Source organism: Halobacillus seohaensis, from assembly GCF_042663045.1.
GTDB classification, from domain to species: Bacteria; Bacillota; Bacilli; order Bacillales; family Halobacillaceae; genus Halobacillus_A; species Halobacillus_A seohaensis.
On the sequence record NZ_JBHSZV010000010.1, the window covers coordinates 119673 to 136310 of the forward strand.

16 protein-coding genes and 1 riboswitch are annotated in these 16638 nt (G+C 39.8%); of the genes, 10 read left to right on the forward strand and 6 right to left on the reverse strand.

Going from position 1 to position 16638, the window contains the following annotated elements:
* The first annotated feature begins 54 nt into the window (after positions 1 to 54).
* The 10 genes from ACFQIC_RS03725 (at position 55) to ACFQIC_RS03770 (ending at position 8835) form a co-directional block, all read left to right on the forward strand.
* The gene (locus ACFQIC_RS03725; RefSeq protein ID WP_204708677.1) at positions 55 to 1140 is read left to right on the forward strand and encodes a hypothetical protein; all 1086 of its coding nucleotides are present in this window, start codon (positions 55 to 57) and stop codon (positions 1138 to 1140) included.
* A complete protein-coding gene (locus tag ACFQIC_RS03730; protein ID WP_204708676.1) occupies positions 1127 to 3298 on the forward strand; it encodes a molybdopterin oxidoreductase family protein in 2172 nt (723 codons plus the stop codon). The genes ACFQIC_RS03725 and ACFQIC_RS03730 overlap by 14 nt, the downstream gene beginning before the upstream one ends.
* Positions 3295 to 3852 carry a 4Fe-4S dicluster domain-containing protein gene (locus tag ACFQIC_RS03735; RefSeq protein ID WP_204708675.1) on the forward strand — a complete coding sequence of 186 codons (558 nt, stop codon included), beginning with the start codon at positions 3295 to 3297 and terminating at the stop codon, positions 3850 to 3852. The genes ACFQIC_RS03730 and ACFQIC_RS03735 overlap by 4 nt, the downstream gene beginning before the upstream one ends.
* Before the next feature lie 12 nt (positions 3853 to 3864).
* Complete coding sequence (locus ACFQIC_RS03740; RefSeq protein ID WP_204708674.1) at positions 3865 to 4389, forward strand: Rieske (2Fe-2S) protein; 525 nt, start codon at positions 3865 to 3867, stop codon at positions 4387 to 4389.
* Positions 4379 to 4588: a hypothetical protein gene (locus ACFQIC_RS03745; RefSeq protein ID WP_204708673.1), complete on the forward strand. Its 210-nt coding sequence runs from the start codon at positions 4379 to 4381 to the stop codon at positions 4586 to 4588. The genes ACFQIC_RS03740 and ACFQIC_RS03745 overlap by 11 nt, the downstream gene beginning before the upstream one ends.
* Positions 4578 to 4889, forward strand: a complete 312-nt coding sequence (locus ACFQIC_RS03750; protein ID WP_204708672.1) for a hypothetical protein — start codon at positions 4578 to 4580, stop codon at positions 4887 to 4889. The genes ACFQIC_RS03745 and ACFQIC_RS03750 overlap by 11 nt, the downstream gene beginning before the upstream one ends.
* Positions 4876 to 5163, forward strand: a complete 288-nt coding sequence (locus tag ACFQIC_RS03755) for a hypothetical protein (RefSeq protein WP_204708671.1) — start codon at positions 4876 to 4878, stop codon at positions 5161 to 5163. The genes ACFQIC_RS03750 and ACFQIC_RS03755 overlap by 14 nt, the downstream gene beginning before the upstream one ends.
* On the forward strand, positions 5156 to 6673 hold the full coding sequence (locus tag ACFQIC_RS03760) for a nitrate/nitrite transporter (RefSeq protein ID WP_390216952.1): 1518 nt from the start codon (positions 5156 to 5158) through the stop codon (positions 6671 to 6673). Before ACFQIC_RS03755 ends, ACFQIC_RS03760 begins: the two co-directional genes overlap by 8 nt.
* A gap of 39 nt (positions 6674 to 6712) precedes the next feature.
* Positions 6713 to 7366, forward strand: a complete 654-nt coding sequence (locus ACFQIC_RS03765; RefSeq protein WP_390216945.1) for a response regulator — start codon at positions 6713 to 6715, stop codon at positions 7364 to 7366.
* A gap of 134 nt (positions 7367 to 7500) precedes the next feature.
* The gene (locus tag ACFQIC_RS03770) at positions 7501 to 8835 is read left to right on the forward strand and encodes a PAS domain S-box protein (protein ID WP_204708669.1); all 1335 of its coding nucleotides are present in this window, start codon (positions 7501 to 7503) and stop codon (positions 8833 to 8835) included.
* Positions 8836 to 8930: 95 nt separating this feature from the next.
* Here ACFQIC_RS03770 and ACFQIC_RS03775 read toward each other — a convergent pair whose 3' ends face one another.
* The 6 genes from ACFQIC_RS03775 to ACFQIC_RS03800 all read right to left on the reverse strand — a co-directional run bounded on the left by ACFQIC_RS03775 (position 8931) and on the right by ACFQIC_RS03800 (position 16148).
* The gene (locus tag ACFQIC_RS03775; protein ID WP_204708668.1) at positions 8931 to 10316 is read right to left on the reverse strand and encodes a hypothetical protein; all 1386 of its coding nucleotides are present in this window, start codon (positions 10314 to 10316) and stop codon (positions 8931 to 8933) included.
* A complete protein-coding gene (locus ACFQIC_RS03780) occupies positions 10313 to 11014 on the reverse strand; it encodes an ABC transporter ATP-binding protein (RefSeq protein ID WP_204708667.1) in 702 nt (233 codons plus the stop codon). Before ACFQIC_RS03780 ends, ACFQIC_RS03775 begins: the two co-directional genes overlap by 4 nt.
* Before the next feature lie 122 nt (positions 11015 to 11136).
* On the reverse strand, positions 11137 to 12432 hold the full coding sequence (locus ACFQIC_RS03785) for a protoglobin domain-containing protein (RefSeq protein WP_204708666.1): 1296 nt from the start codon (positions 12430 to 12432) through the stop codon (positions 11137 to 11139).
* A 246-nt stretch (positions 12433 to 12678) separates the two neighbouring features.
* Positions 12679 to 13782 carry a 5-methyltetrahydropteroyltriglutamate--homocysteine S-methyltransferase gene (locus ACFQIC_RS03790; protein WP_204708665.1) on the reverse strand — a complete coding sequence of 368 codons (1104 nt, stop codon included), beginning with the start codon at positions 13780 to 13782 and terminating at the stop codon, positions 12679 to 12681.
* Positions 13783 to 13866: 84 nt separating this feature from the next.
* A riboswitch (SAM riboswitch) is annotated at positions 13867 to 13968 on the reverse strand.
* Between the two features lie 131 nt (positions 13969 to 14099).
* Positions 14100 to 14957, reverse strand: a complete 858-nt coding sequence (rbsK, locus tag ACFQIC_RS03795; protein ID WP_204708664.1) for a ribokinase — start codon at positions 14955 to 14957, stop codon at positions 14100 to 14102.
* Positions 14958 to 15347: 390 nt separating this feature from the next.
* Positions 15348 to 16148, reverse strand: a complete 801-nt coding sequence (locus ACFQIC_RS03800; protein ID WP_204708663.1) for a SurA N-terminal domain-containing protein — start codon at positions 16146 to 16148, stop codon at positions 15348 to 15350.
* Positions 16149 to 16638 lie beyond the last annotated feature (490 nt).

Genomic DNA, 16638 nt, shown 5'->3' on the forward strand with positions numbered 1-16638 from the left:
TATACTTAATTTAGAGCAAATCAAAAAAACGTTTAGTAAGGAAGGTTACTGCCTATGACGCACTCTTACGTTCATCAAACTGTTAAAGAAACCCGTTCGAATAACCGTGCATTTGCATCCAAATTTGCAAAGTCAATGTTTATCACGGTCAGCTTTCTCATCATTCTTAGTTATATCGGAACTCGCATGTTCACACACATTGACTTAAATCTTTACGGATATATGGTGGGTACATTTGTTTTTATTGGTGGGTTCTTCTACCGATTTATCGCTTGGGGGGAACGGCCGCCTACAAAAATTTTCATTAAAAAAGGAATCAAGCTACTATTCCGTAAATCAACACCAAAGACTTCGGCAAACCATTTAGCGACCTATTCATTTATTTGGGATCGGGGAATTTACCGATGGACACAGCATCTCTTAATTGGGTGGGGCGTCATTCTTTCCTGCTTTGTCACCTTTCCTCTTGTGTTTGGCTGGATGTATTTCACGATGGAGGAAAATGGCTATTATACGGTTGTCGCTTTTGGATTAGATGTTATGCGTGTTCAAGCAGATGGATTCATTGCTTTCTTTTTTTATAACGCTCTGAACTTCACAGCCATTGCAGTGATTATCGGTGTTTGTATGGCCTTGTACCGTCGCTTAAAACATATGCAGGCAAGAGCCGAACAAAAATTCATTTATGATTTTATGCCGCTTTATCTTCTGTTATTTATTAGCGTAACGGGCTTAATTCTAACCTTCATGAATGTATTTCTCCATGGACAGGGCCATTATGTGATGTCGATCATTCATCAATACTCGGTAATTATTACACTGATTTATTTACCCTTTGGAAAACTTGCACATATTCCTTTTCGACCACTTAGTGTCTTTGCTAAGAATTACCGTGAGCATTACAGCGAACAATCTATGAAAAAATGTAAAAACTGTTCCACTGAATTCGTGTCAATGGAGCAGTCAGAAGATGTTAGGGAAATTTTGCATGAAAATTCCATCCACTTTGAAATGAAAGAAGGATTCAATCTAGCAGAATTATGTCTTCCTTGCCGTCGAAAGTATCGAATGTCCCGTTTTTCAGGTGTGCCTACTCACACAGTCAACCATAAGGAGGTTAATCAAGATGCAAAAGGATAAATTTTTCCGAGAAATCGACAATGTACGTCACCCAAATGAAAAATTGGTTAAAACACACTGTAGTTATTGTGGGATGCAGTGTGGAATGAATTTAAGAGTGAACACATCATCAAACAAAATCATCGGGGTCGAGCCCCGTTATGATTGGCCTGTCACATTAGGGAAAATGTGTCCAAAAGGGGTAACTGCCTATCAACAAACCAATCATGAAGATCGTATCTTACGTCCGCTCATTCGAGATGACGCTTCTCTTAAAGGAACGAAAGAAGGATTTCGCGAGGCAAGCTGGGAGGAAGCTTATGATTTAATTGCCCGCAAGTTTAAAGAACTTCAAACAGACTATGGAAAAGATACCTTATCCGTATTCAGCGGTGTTTCCATGACCAATGAAAAATGTTACTTAACAGGAAAATTTGCTCGAGTTGCCTTAGGAACGAGATATATTGATTATAATGGCCGCTTCTGTATGTCGAGTGCTGCCGGAGGTTTTTTAAGATCATTTGGTGTTGACCGCGGTTCCACTTTGCCGTGGACTGATATTCATGAAACAGACTGTTTATTCATTGCCGGTAGTAACACGGCGGAATGCCACCCGACCTCGATGTTTCGCGTATGGGCTGTTCAAGAAAGAGGCGGCTACATAATCGTAGTTGATCCGCGAGAAACACCGATTGCCCGCAGAGCTGATTTACACTTGGATTTAAAGCCTGGCACCGACCTTGCTTTAGCTAACGGCATATTAAACCTTTTAATAGAGGGTGGATACGCTGATGAATCATTTATCAATGACCATACAAATGGTTTTGAAGAGACAAAAGACCTCGTCAGCCAGTTCACACCAGCTTATACGAGCGAAATCACTGGTGTCTCTGCAGACAAAATAAGGCGAGCCGCTGAAATTTACGGTAAAGCACCGAATGCCATCGTGATGTTTGCTCGTGGAATTGAGCAGCAACATAAAGGTGTAGATAATGTATCAGCTTACACTAATATGGCCCTGCTCACTGGTAAAATTGGCCGTCCAAAATCGGGAGTAGCAACGTTTACCGGGCAGGGCAATGGCCAGGGAGGTCGTGAACACGGACAAAAATCCGACCTACTTCCAGGCTATCGAAAATTGACCAATCCTAAACATGTTCAAGAAGTATGTGATGTGTGGGGAATCACCCCAGAAGAAATGCCAAAACCTGGTGTATCAGCTTACGAAATGTTTGAACTTATGAACGAGAAAACCATTCGAGGTCTCTATTTACTTTGTTCCAACCCAGCAGTTTCAGCACCTAATCTTAATTTTGTAAGAAAAGCACTGAAAAATCTTGATTTCATGGTTTGTGGTGATTTCTATTTATCAGAGTCTGCAGAATATGCTGACGTCATTTTACCTTCTGTCACCTGGTCAGAAGATGAGGGTACTGTCACGAATCTTGAAGGTCGAATTATTAAAATTAACAAAGCGCAAGAGCCGATCGGTGAAACTAAACCAGATTGGCAAATGCAAGTAGAGCTTGCTGAAAGACTTGGAAAAGGGAAATGTTTCTCTCATCTAAACACGGCTAAAGATGTGGCTGAAGAATTCCGCTTAGCTTCTAAAGGTGGCTATGCCGATTACTATGGCGCTACTTGGGATAAGATCGATAAACAAGATGGTGTGTTTTGGCCTTGTAAAGATGAAGAAGATAAGGGAACGCCACATATGTTTCTTGATAAAAAGTTTTACCATCCAGATGGCAAAGCAAAGATTTGTGCTCTTCCCTATCGTCCCCCTGCTGAAGAGCCATGTGAAAAGTATCCGTTACGACTAACGACAGGTCGAGTTGTTTACCATTACTTATCTGGTAATCAGACGAGAAGAATAAAATTCTTGAACGACATGTGTCCAGATCCTTATGTTGAAGTTCACCCTCGAACAGCTGAAAAGTATCACATTGACCATGAGGAGAACATTCAACTTTTTACTAGACGTGGTAAAGCTATTTTTCAAGTGAAAGTTACGGAAGCGATTCGTGAAGATACAGTTTTTGTTCCCTATCATTTTGGACATGAGGAATCTATTAATCTATTAACTATTCCTGCGCTTGATCCAATTTCTAAGATGCCAGAATTTAAAGCGTGTGCCGCTCAGATTGAGAAACTAGATAGTGAGAAGGTGTCTAAATGAAAAAAAGACTATATATAGAACTTGAGAATTGTATTGGATGTCGTTCCTGCCTAGCTGCTTGTACGCAATGCGGCGGACATGAGGAGCGAAACCGTAATTATGTATATGATGTCAATCCACTCGTTGATCGCCAAACAATGCCATTAATGTGCTTACATTGTGAGAATCCCGCTTGTGCCCGCAGTTGTCCGGCTCAGGCAATTCAAATTCACGAAACGGGTGCCGTTTTATCTGCCCTTGTTGAGAAATGTATTGGCTGCCAAAACTGTACGATTGCTTGCCCTTATGGGATTCCTAAATTCGATACAGAGCAAAACCTCATGTACAAGTGCGACCTCTGTATTGACCGAACAAAAGACGATATTCCTCCCATGTGTGCAAGTGTATGTCCTTCAAATACCTTGCAGTGGCTAACCGAAGAGGAAATTGAGAGAAAAGAAAAACAATATAATCTTGATAATGATAAATGGGTAACGAGCATGCCACTCGAAGGCAAAACCCAGGTAAAAGTAAATTTGCCCGGTATTTTACAAGGAACAGAAAAACTGTTCTAAGGAGGATGAAAGATGGGAAACCATAACGATCAAAGACCATTTAACGAAGATAATTACACACATAATATTAATCGAAACGACGAACGTATGCTGGATCGCAGAGGTTTTATGAAAACACTCGTCGGAGCAGCAGGAGTGTTTGCTGTTGCTTCCATGCCTTGGGGTGCAGTAGCTGCTAAAGAATTAATGGGACTAAGTGAAAAAGAATATCCTCATCACAAAATAGCTGACGTAAAGGATATCCCTATAGGGGACTCGGTTGAATTTGACTATCCTAGTGACCATGATAGTGCGTTGTTAATTAGACTCAGTGATAAAAACTATGTCGCCTACCAGAATGCTTGTACCCACTTGCAATGCCCTGTTTTCTGGGAGAAGAAAGAAAGGGAAATGATCTGTCCGTGCCATCATGGAAAATTTGACGCAACTACAGGTGCACCCACAGCAGGGCCGCCAAGACGTCCTCTTCCTGAAATCAAAGTGCAAATTAAAGATGGAGCGGTTTACGCTGTTGGAGTGAAACGCTATGAGGCGTAGTTACGTTGGTGTCATCGCACTTTGTGTGACCTTATTGTTAAATATTATCTTTATGCAGCTCGCTGTCCATCAATACTTTTATGAAAACTATGCGGCTACACTCGTTTATGTTGCATTAAACCTCATTCTTTTCCCTCTATCCATTGTGATTTATAAACGGGAAGTCAAAAAAGGAGGAAGACAACCCCATGAAAAATGAAACGTTTCTTGATTTTTGCTTTATACGTGAGGGATCTGGTGGATTCTCCAAAGAAATTAACGAAATTTTCACCAATTTGTTTAAAGGTCAACGGCTTCACTGGTACCTAGATGCAAGAGTAGAAAGAGGATTAGAAATTATAGTAGCTGAAGTAAAAGGAATGAGTCGCTTTGGTTCAGAAGGTGAAGTCGAAGAATACCTTGAAGACCATGCGGACGAATCCTTCTGGAAAGTTTTGCAGGGGTATCACTTTCAAATCCATCCAGCAACGAAAGGGTGTGCGACTTGTGGGGACCGTTAACATCGAAGATCTAAACCCCTACTTATCCACCGATATTCAGGTTGGTATTTTTGGAAATGATGATGAAGACCATCCGCCGTGGCTTCAAAAAACACTGGTGAAAACTTGTTTCTGTCCTGACCACACCCACTTGCGCATCCATTTTGACGAACAAACATTTATTGCGATCCCTTTAACAAGCAAAGTAAACCGCGATCAAAATGAATGGAGCGCCTACGATCAATCAAGCGGTTTGAATTATGTCATAAAAAGAAGGAACTTACATGATGAATAAAAAAGCACAACTCCCTTTACAAACCTTAAACCTTGTCGTCGGATTTATGGTTTGGGTTCTGATTTCGTCACTTATGCCATTTATCACTGAGGATATTGCGGTAACATCTAATCAAATAGCCTGGCTAACTACCATTCCAGTCATCCTTGGTTCCATTTTACGTATTCCGATCGGATACTTTACGAATCTATTTGGCTCAAGGATACTTTTTATATGCAGTTTCATCTTATTATTATTCCCTGTCTTTTTAATAAGCATTGCCGACTCATTTGCTGATCTACTCATTGGGGGATTTTTAATTGGGATAGGAGGAGCTGTATTTTCTGTAGGCGTAACATCCTTGCCTAAGTATTATCCAAAAGAACGACACGGAGTCGTTAATGGTATTTATGGAGCGGGTAATATCGGAACTGCTTTAACAGCATTTATGGCCCCGGTTATTGCCACTAATTGGGGATGGACGTTTACCGTTCAGCTTTACCTCGGAATCTTAGCGCTGTTTATTATGGCTAACTTTTTCTTAGGAGACAAGAAAGAAACAAAAGAAAAAACACCGATTATTCAACAGTGGAAGAGTGTCTACCGTAACGAAAAACTTTGGGTACTCTGTTTATTCTACTTTATTACATTTGGATCATTTGTAGCTTTCACTGTTTATCTTCCTAATTTTTTAGTGAACAATTTTGAATTGGATAAAGTTGATGCAGGGTTGAGAACGGCTGGTTTCATTGCGATAGCCACATTTGCCCGACCTGTTGGTGGCTGGCTCGCTGATACCTTTAATCCTCTCGTTCTATTAATGTATGTGTTTGGAGGATTCACCTTTGCAGCCATGTTATTATCGTTTGCTCCATCGATTCATTTGTACGCTACTGGATGTTTAGTAATAGCTGTATGTGCAGGGGTTGGTAACGGAGTCGTCTTTAAACTTGTTCCTACCTATTTTCAAAAACAATCAGGTATCGTCAATGGAGTTGTCGCTGCTGTTGGGGGTTTAGGAGGTTTCTTCCCACCGTTAATTTTGACTCTTCTTTATCAAATCAATGGTCACTATGCGATTGGTTTTATGGCACTCTCACAAGTAGCCTTAGCAAGTTTCATTATTGTGCTTTGGATGTATTTCCATAGTAAAATCTCAATAGCTAGTAAATTAATGAAGACTACACCGTTAGGCATTATGGTTACCAATAACCGCGGAAAGATAATATCTGTCAATCCAGCATTCTCTGAGCTTACCGGATTCCCTTTAAAAGAAGCTATAGGTAATAATCCTAGTATGTTAAAATCAGGGAAACAATCAAAAGAATTTTATGATCAAATGTGGCAGTCTTTAAAAGAAAAAGGTTTTTGGCAAGGTGAAATTTGGAATAAAAGAAAACAAGGCGACTATTATTTAGAATGGCTTACCATTCATGCCATTAAAGATGATGCAGGTGAAGTCACACAATACGCAGGCTTCTTTAGTGATGTAACAAGCGACAACGCGAAAGCATCCGCTGGAAATGAATAGAAGTAGCGTACTGATTTTTTAGGAATGGGAGTGTTTTCATTGATTAAAGTTCTTTTAGTAGATGATCACGCCGTCGTTCGTATGGGGCTGAATTTATTATTAGATTCCCAAGAAAACATGGTAGTCGTGGGAGAAGCCTCTGAAGGTGAGGAGGCTATTGAAAAAGCACAACAATTGCAACCAGATGTCATCTTAATGGATTTAAGTATGCCTCATGGGAAAGATGGTTTGACGGCTACCTCTGAATTGAAAAAACTTTTACCTGAAACATTCATTCTCATTCTTACCATGCATGATGATGAAGAGTATTTATTTCGCGCAATCCAAACAGGCGCTTCAGGGTGCGTATTAAAAAGCGCCCCCCATAGCGAACTTATAAGTGCTATCCAGTCTGTTAGCACGGGAAATGCTTACTTACACCCTTCAGCGACGAAAAAGTTAATGGAAGAGTACTTAGGAAGTGTAAAGAATAATGGTTCAGACCTGTTCGAAATACTATCCGAACGAGAAAAAGAAATTTTAACTTTGATAGCTAAGGGATACGCCAATAGAGAAATCGGGGAAAAGTTGATCATTAGCGTTAAAACCGTCGAAACCCATAAGAGTAACCTCATGGAAAAATTGCAAATGAGAACACGCCCTGAACTTGTAGATTATGCCTTGAAAAAAGGGTTACTTGGATATGGTATTTAAATAAATTAAGATTGAATGAAGAGAGGTTTGTTTGATTGCAGAATCATTTGCTAAGAGTGCTGCTGGATAGGATTTATCGATGATTCAGGAACGTTTATCATCGAACAACCCTAATTCATCGCCGAAAGGAGGCTATGAAACAATTGAGAGAATCACAAACACCCAAACAAGAAGAAGCAACGATCGTAGTTGATCGAAAAGGACATATCGCTTCCATCAACGATAAAGCTCTTCGGCTCTTCGATATTGACAAAGAATCTTACATAGGAAAAAAAATTCAGGAATTATTGCCTGAACTATTTTTAGATCGAATAGAACAAGGCAGCATTCATCATTTTGCAGGCAAGCACAAAAACAACTTATCTTTATTTTTGAGAAAAACCCCTTTTCATCTGCACGGTGAAGACTATTCTCTACTCGTTATACACCCTAATCAAGAGCAAGCTTTATCTGGAGAAGAACCGAAAAAAATATTGAATGAGTTACTTGATATGAAGTTTGCCTTAGATGAGTCTACGATTGTGGCAATCACAAACAAACAAGGGAAAATCAAATATGTAAACGATCAGTTTTGCAAAATCTCCAAATATTCACGCGAAGAGTTGCTTGGCCAAGATCATGTTATTATTAATTCCGGGTATCATTCACAAACTTTTTTCAAAGATCTTTGGAGAACCATTGGACAAGGAAACGTTTGGCAGGGTGAAATCAAAAATAAGGCCAAGGATGGTACACCATACTGGGTGGATACAACCATTGTCCCTTTTTTGAACGATGACGGAAAGCCCTATCAATATTTAGCCATACGCTCAGAAATTACTGAGCGGAAGCGGGTAGAGGAAGAACTTAAATACACACTTACCCGCATGATGAATGTGCAGGAAGAGGAACGTAGAAGGTTGTCTAGAGAACTCCATGATGGTATCGGCCAAAACTTGTACAGCCACTTAATTACCATCAGTCGATTAAACGCTGAAACAGATCATCCGTTAGTAGAGCAAATGCTTGGGGAAGCAACAGAATTGATACAAGAAGTCCGCAATATATCGTGGCAATTACACCCTTCTGTATTAGACGATTTGGGACTCATTCCAGCCATCCGTTCGTTTATTAATCGATATTCAGAGCATAATCAGATCGATGTTGTCTTTGAATGCATGCTCGACCATCGAATAGATAATAGTATCGAAGTAACCATTTATCGGATTATTCAAGAAGCTCTTACAAACATTCGTAAATATGCCTATGTGAAAGAAGCATCAGTTAGTATTCGTGAGTTTGATGAAATTATTCGAGTCATGATTAATGATAAAGGCAAAGGATTTGATAGTGAGACTATTTCAAAGGGGATTGGATTAGTTAGCATGGAAGAACGAGCCAAAGCGGTGCAAGGAAACTTAGATGTTACTTCGTCCCCAAACAAAGGAACCACTATTATACTCGAAGTACCTCAAGACCTTAAATCCTGAGGTACTTCGTAATGCTCTTGATTGAATCCTACTAGATTACTCATTAATCGAACAAGGATGACCTTCCTTCAATACAAGCAAAAAAAGGCCTATTTTTATTTAATATAACGTGCTAACAAGTAAGGCAGGAAGACACCAACAACTGCTGGTGGGAAGTACATGCCAAATCCTAAGAAAAGATAACCAAGGACTCTTCCCCCCTCTTGATCCTTTATACTTTTTCGTTGAAGGGCGTTCATTCGCTCTTTTAAGCGTTGATCTAAATCTAACTTACTCCAAACGACTAAGGCTAAGAATTGGATACATAAACTAATATTCAAACCTACAATAGTCCAACCTATTAGAAAGAAAGCAATGAAAAGCAGTGTCATTCCAACCATTGCCCACCAGGCATACGTATGGCGCCATCCTTTTTCTTCAATTGGCAATACGGATAATATAGGCTGTCCCCGAAACTGATCAGCAAATAAGGATGCGGCCATTTCGATATAGACAAAGAAAGCAATCGGAACCGATATATATATGACCCAATCTGCTTGAAAAGGTAGAATGCCAATGATAATTATGCCGATACCCACCGTTTTCCAAACAAACCCAAATTGTTGATGCAAATGACTACGCCAAAGACGATGGTAGAGCTGATAAATATTCGTAAAACGATGTTTAGCTCGACGGTTTCTTAAAAACGTTTGTAATATTCCGTAACGCTTCGGTGGTTTAATAGGCACCTTCGTCATGTGACTGATCAATTGAATGTTCCACACCCTTGCATCATTCATTTCCACTACACGTCCCCAATCCACATGTCTTAGAAGACGAGGCATTAAATAAATATTTATCCCAAGCAAGCCGAGCCCGAGGAATAAACCTATAAGGGATTCATTCCATTCTAAGAAGATCGTCACCCAGCGAAAAGCACCAACAATAAAGAAAATACTTACTATAACTATAAGCTTCAGCCAACGTCTAAGTGAATATAATTTCCAATGGAGGAACATGGAAAGCGTAAAAAACAGGCTATAGCTTAAGGTGAAATATAATAATAATGAGTATGAAAACGGAGTAACCATCCCTAAAATAAGTGCCAGTAAAAAAGTCCCGAACATATGCCAAAATCCTCGTTCGATGGCCATATGCCACAACAATTGAAGACGCGTATGCGGCAACATACTTAGCTTGAGTTCAGAGGTTGTAAAAGCAATCCCCGAGTAAAAAAAAGATTGAGCGCAGGCACGCAGCAAAACAACAGATGGCAGAATCCACACCCATTCTTCAAGGTTGATCTGCCATCTTTCCACTAGTGGTAAATATTGATTTAACCAATCTGCAACCATAAATAAAAAAGCAATCCCAAAGATCATGCAATAAACCATTAATGTTACATCAAACGCTAATTGAAACGCCTGCTTATAAAGATCAAGTTTCTTCCTAAACCTTTGCTGCCGGACCCACCTGTACACCTCCCACGTAGAGAAGTTCATTTGGAGTCCCTCCGATCTAATTTTTCAAAATGCTCGATCTTTCCTAAAGAGGAAATACATCCATCTGTTAACATCACGAAGTCATTGGCGAGGTCATGCACCTTATCAAGTTGATGGGTGGTTAATAGAATGCTTGTGCCTTGTTCCCTTCTTTCGCATAAAAGTTTTTCAAGATCGGCACCCGCATACACATCCAACCCCATAAATGGTTCATCAATCAGAAGAAGCGGGACATCCGGCAGTAAAGCACAAATCGTTTGAGCCTTCTGTCTCATCCCTTTTGATAAGGATTCAGGGTATTCATCCAGCCGGTCCATAAGTTCAAATAGTTCCGTGTATTTATTGACTCGTTCAGCGAATATAGCATCCGGGATATCGTAGCTTTTTTGGTACAATTGAAAGTGTTGAAATACCGTTAATTCATTAAGAAGGAGTGGCTCTTCTGGAATATAGCTGAACTGATACTTATAATCCGCAAAGGTCTCATCCTGATTCATACCATTGATCAGGATGGTTCCCTCCGATTTCTCTATAGATCCGATAATTGCTTTCATAAGTGTCGACTTCCCCGCACCGTTATGACCAACGAGGGCAGTTATGCGGCCAGGGATCATTTCAAATGTGACATCTTTTAAGATAGAAGTATCGTTTATCTTTACGGTACAATTATTTACTTGAAGCACAGATTGGAAGTCCATCCTAACTCCTCCGTCAAATGTTTTCCTATTACTACGTTTATGCGAGAATATAAGTTTCATTATCTTTGATCAGTGGAAACAAAGAAGTGGAGAGCTTTTCCATGAAAAGCTCTCCACTTTTATTAAGACTGTTCTGTAACTTCTGTTAACTGTTGAGAAGAAGAGGCTACTTGCGCGACCGCATCATTGATCTCTTGAATCACCTGCGCGAATCCTTCTAGTTCCTTCTCAATCCCTGTGTTATACTCCTTATTCTGCCCCATGGCATCCACGATTTCGGTGAAAAAGTGATTTATTTGATCCATCTTATCCGTACCATCTACTATGAGTTGGTCAATATCAACGACGTTGTTAGAAACCTTATGGATCTGACCATTTGTCGATTGAATTAATTCAGACACTTCTGAAACCGAACTCTTCGTTTGTTCGGAAAGTTTCCGCACTTCATTAGCTACAACTGTAAAACCAGCCCCGTGCTCCCCAGCTCGTGCCGCTTCAATCGACGCATTTAACGATAGTAAATTTGTCTGCTCAGCAATGGAGGAAACGATTGTAACGATTTGGCTAATTTCTTCTGCTACATTTTTCAGTATATCCATTTCATCAGTAATTTGCTTAATGCTATTTTGAATATGATTCATTTGCTTTTGTTGTAGTTCAAGCTGTTGTTTTCCTTCAGTCGACTGACCTTCGACATTTTGAGCGATTTCTGTCCCCTTTTTCGAGTCTGTGAGAATTTTATCGGTTTGCTCGGTTAGCTGTTCAGTAGAGGCACTCGCCTGCTGAGATATAGCGGCTAACTCCTCAGACATTTCATCAATTTTACGATAGGCATTATTCTTTTTCTCAGCTTCTTCCTCACGAATTCTCACGTTCTCCTGTTCAAATAAATCGAGGACAATTTGTTGTTCCAAGTTTAGTATTTTCGTAGTAGCACGGATCGCCTGACTGTATTCTTCCACGTCGATTATTTCCTTCTTCAGGATATCTAAAAGTGACAATAGCAAGTCCTGGAAAGCACACATATACCATTTCGGTTGTAATCCGATGTGAACGTGTACTTCTGCAATTTTTTTCCTCTTTCCTATAAAACGAGTATCAATCACACCATTAAACATTTCTTGAATATGTATCGTTAGTGTTTTCTTTAGTCGTTCAACCGAGCTATTGTCATTAATAATATCCATCAATGAATCTTGATGCTCGAGGTTTTTATAAAATTGGTTCACAATGGGTTCAATATTTTCAGTTACCAATGGTTGTAAAGCTTTTAATATGGATAAATCATGTTTGGTTAGTCCAATCATTTTAAATTGCTTTTCAAGTTCCGAACCATTTTCTAGTTCGATTTTCCCCTGGAAGGAAGTATCTAACACGAGGGTAGTTGATTTTGTTTTTGTTGCAAAAAGCTGGAACATATAATACCTCCAATAAGAATAAAAAATCTCGTTTCTATTTATATCGGCCTTATTTCCTATACTCTTTAGGAAGATAACCTCCAGCCAATAAAAAAACTGCATTTTGGTCACATAAGTGTCAAAAAGCAGTTTGAATGGAAAGTATTAATGTTCGTATTTCCGCAAAATATGACTTTATCGCGAATCAAGATGAAAGCAGGGATACATATAAAGAAGGGGGAGCCTCGATTAACTCCCCACAAAGTTCTAGTTCCACACTTCCTCAGCAATCTCCACCACATGACGGATTTTTGCCCACTGTTCTTCTTCTGTTAAAATATTTCCTTCTTCCGTTGACGCAAAGCCACACTGTGGGCTTAGGCAAAGTTGTTCTTCAGGAAGATATTCTGCTGCTTCCGCGATACGAGCTTTAATATTCTCTTTATTTTCAAGCTCTGGGAACTTCGATGTAACCAAGCCAAGCACGACTTTTAAATCACTTCGTTTCACGTGACGAAGCGGTTCGAGTCCACCAGAACGTTCATCATCATACTCGAGGAATAGGCCATCGACTTTCAGCTCGTTGAATAGCGTTTCAGACACCGCATCATACCCCCCTGAAGAAGTATATGTAGAGCGGAAATTGCCTCGACAAATGTGCATCGTTATCGTCATATCCTCTGGACGATCCGCAATCGATTCATTAATCGCTTGGACAAATAAACGGCGCAATTGATCAGGCATTTGCCCACGTTCCTCTATCATTTTCAATCCCTTTTCGGAAAAAAACACGGCCCATGATGTGTCATCCAGCTGTAAGTAACGACAACCAGCATCGTAAAACGCTTGAATTGCTTTTTTATAAGCTTGCGTCAAATCCTTCAATAATACCTCTTCCTCTGGGTAGACTTCTTTGTCAACATCCCCTCTAAAGAAAAGCATGTTTGGACTAGGAATCGTAAACTTTGCAACATGATCATCCCCAACTACTGAATGGAGAAATTTATAATCCTCAAGCATCGGGTGATCATTAAAATCAACCTTATCGACAACACGAACAGAATGAGCTTTCGTCTCCACACCATTAAATTGAATACCTTGGTCAGCTTCAAATCCTTCTACACCAACTAAACCTTCTAGAAAATCAAAATGCCACCAAGCGCGACGTAAATCACCATCTGTGATCGACTGAAGGCCTGCTTGTTTTTGCTTTTCTACTAGATTAATAATTTCTTCATCTTCAATATTCCGTAGTTCTACGGCAGAAATTTTCCCTTTTTCCTTTTGAAGACGTGCTTGTTTAATTCTCTCAGGTCGGAGAAAACTTCCGACATGGTCCCCTTTAAATGGAGCTCGTTTAGTGTGTACCATATGAACCCTCTCCTTTTATAAAAATCGACATTAAAAAAAGCCCCTTCTGATAAGAAGAGACTCTCGTATGTAAGAACGGTCCTCTTCTTATCTTTCAAGCTCACCGCTTGTCGGAATTAGCACCTTGTTTACATACAGGTTGCTGAGGCGTCCCAGGGCCATACCCTCGACCTCTCTTGATAAGAAATCTGCTACTATTTAAATGTCGTATACCTAATATCGTATCAATTTTTCTATAAAAACGAAAGACCTAGACTTAATCCCTTTACGGATTGGTCTTTATCCGCGAACGTCTGTGATTTGGGTCCTTTTTTATATCAAAATGTTCGTCTGCTTTCCACCTGATCCGCAGATGGCATCCCAACTTGTGCCCCCACACTTTCCACAGTAAAAGATGCTGCCACATTTGCATAAGCTATCGCTTTTTCCACAGAGTATTCAGCCCCCAAATAAAAAGCCAATGCTCCATTAAACGTATCACCTGCTCCTGTTGTATCAACTACTTCCACAAAAACGCTAGGGATAATCTTATCATTGTAGCTTGCCCCTCGTGGTCCTAATGTTGTAATCAACTGATCCTTATAGTTATTTTCGAGAAAAAGCTTCTCTGCTTCCTCTTCATTTGGAGTAATGTATGTACAATCAGCCCACGCCTCCTGAGGTAAATCAATTGCAGGAGCTGGATTTAAAATAAACGGAATCCCATGGTCCTTACAAAAGGAAGCACACCATTCCACCGTCTCTTTAGGCACTTCCAATTGACTTAACACAACATCACTCTGGCGCAGCGTATCTTTAAACGACTCAACAAACTCCACCGTAACTTCTTCATTAGCACCAGAAACCACCATAATCCGATTATCATGATCGTTTAATAAAATATTTGCAACTCCTGTCGCTCGGCTCTCAGAAACCCCAACCGTGCTCGTCTGAATATTCTCCTTCTTCAAAAGCTCAAGAAGTTCCTTACCAATCGCATCATTTCCAACTTTACCAATAAAAGAAACATCTCCTCCTAAACGTGTGGCAGCAACAGCTTGATTAGCTCCTTTCCCTCCAGGTTTCATCGTGAACGCTTCGCCAAAATTCGTTTCCCCATTGTTAGGAATGCGCGAAATGGTAGTGAGTAGATCCATATTAATGCTACCCACGACGGTGATCTTGGGTGTTTTCATGCTATTTCTCCTCTCAAAAACTTCTTTGTTTGAATTAATTTTTGTATCAACTCAATATAAAAATGAACTCGTCTATATTCTCCCTCCATCAATGGCTGCTCGTTCTCTTTGATCCTTTTCTCTGCTCCTAACGACGGAATCATAATAAGGATGATCTGTATGATGTAGAGATTACACTACCTCTGGATGCGCCCTTCCCTTTATTAGTATAAACGAAACCGTTACTAGTTCTCTCTAAGTTGGAAGCCTTAATGTATTGGTTGTTCATCCACTTTAACGGTTACTTCATGGATAAGTTTCCCTACTATAGAACCATAAAAATATTCTCGTGCTTGAATCCTGTAAGACTAAAAAAGCCAGAATCCCATTTTGGATCTGGCTTTAAAAGTATTATAAGTTAACTGTAACGTCTGCATCTGCACGAAGTTTTTCAACTAGCTTTTGAGTTGCTTCTCCTTCTTTTTTACGCTTCACTTGTTTAACGAGATCTGGTTTTGCTTCTTCAAAAGATGGGATTTCTGCGCTTTCACCATTTCCCTCACTCATTTGCTCTTGCTGGGCTTTCACCTGTTCATAAGCTTTTTCTAATTCTTCTTCCGTTGGCTCGATATCTCCAGCTTCACTAGCAATAACCTGATCTAGTTTCACTTGCATTTCAACCTGAGACATGACTTCTTCTTTCCCCATGCCTTGTTCTTCCAGAGCAGTCAAGAATTTATCCTTGGATTCTACCCCATTTTCCTCAGCTAATCCCGTTAGTGTTTCATCAATTTCTTCTTCTGAAACCTCAATATCACGGCTGGTTGCTTCTTGGATAAGAAGCTCCTGACCAACCATACTATCAGCAATCTGTTTCTTTAACTGATCCTGGTCAACCTCTTCCCCAGTCATCTGTGACTGCATAGCCATTTGCTGAAACTGTCCTTCATACGTTGTCTTAAACTCTTCTGCCGCTATTTCTTCACCGTTTACTTCAGCAACAACTTCAGGAATGCCTTCTAAGTCCGGCTCAGGCATTTCAGGCTGTTCTGTGTTTCCTTCACTTCCTTCACTACCTTCGCTTTCCTCTTCTTGCGTTTCAGTTTCCTCATTATTGTCTTCAGCCGATTCATCTGTATCATTGCATGCAACGGTTACAGATAAAAGAAAGGCTAGTGATAAACTTAATAACCATTTTTTATTCAATGTCATTCCCCTTTCTTATTCATAATGTAGCTATTGTAACATCTGCCTATTGGCTGTAAACACACCAATTATGTACACTGAAGCATTATAATGTCCTCAATAATCCGTTTGTAGACTGTCATAAAAGGAATGTAATAATAGTAGGTCTTGCCTTTTCAATAAATGTGGAAAATCTGTGGAAAATGATACGACACTTATAGTTATTACGTTGAAACAAACCATGTCTCGCCAGTTGTACAGTATACTTTGAGATGGACGAGATATATAAACAAAACATTCACTTATTGATCCCGGGTTAGAAACAAGCAACTGCCCCAAAACAAAAATAAAGGAGGCGAACCCCTTATGTTTAGGATTCGCTCCACTATTCTGGAAGAGATAATATCAGTTTTCGCAGCATCCAATACCTATGAGCTAGTATTAATATAATAGTCATTCAGTTAAGTAAAAACTATCAGCAACTTTGACTAATTCATCTTTAGAAACGCTATCTTCA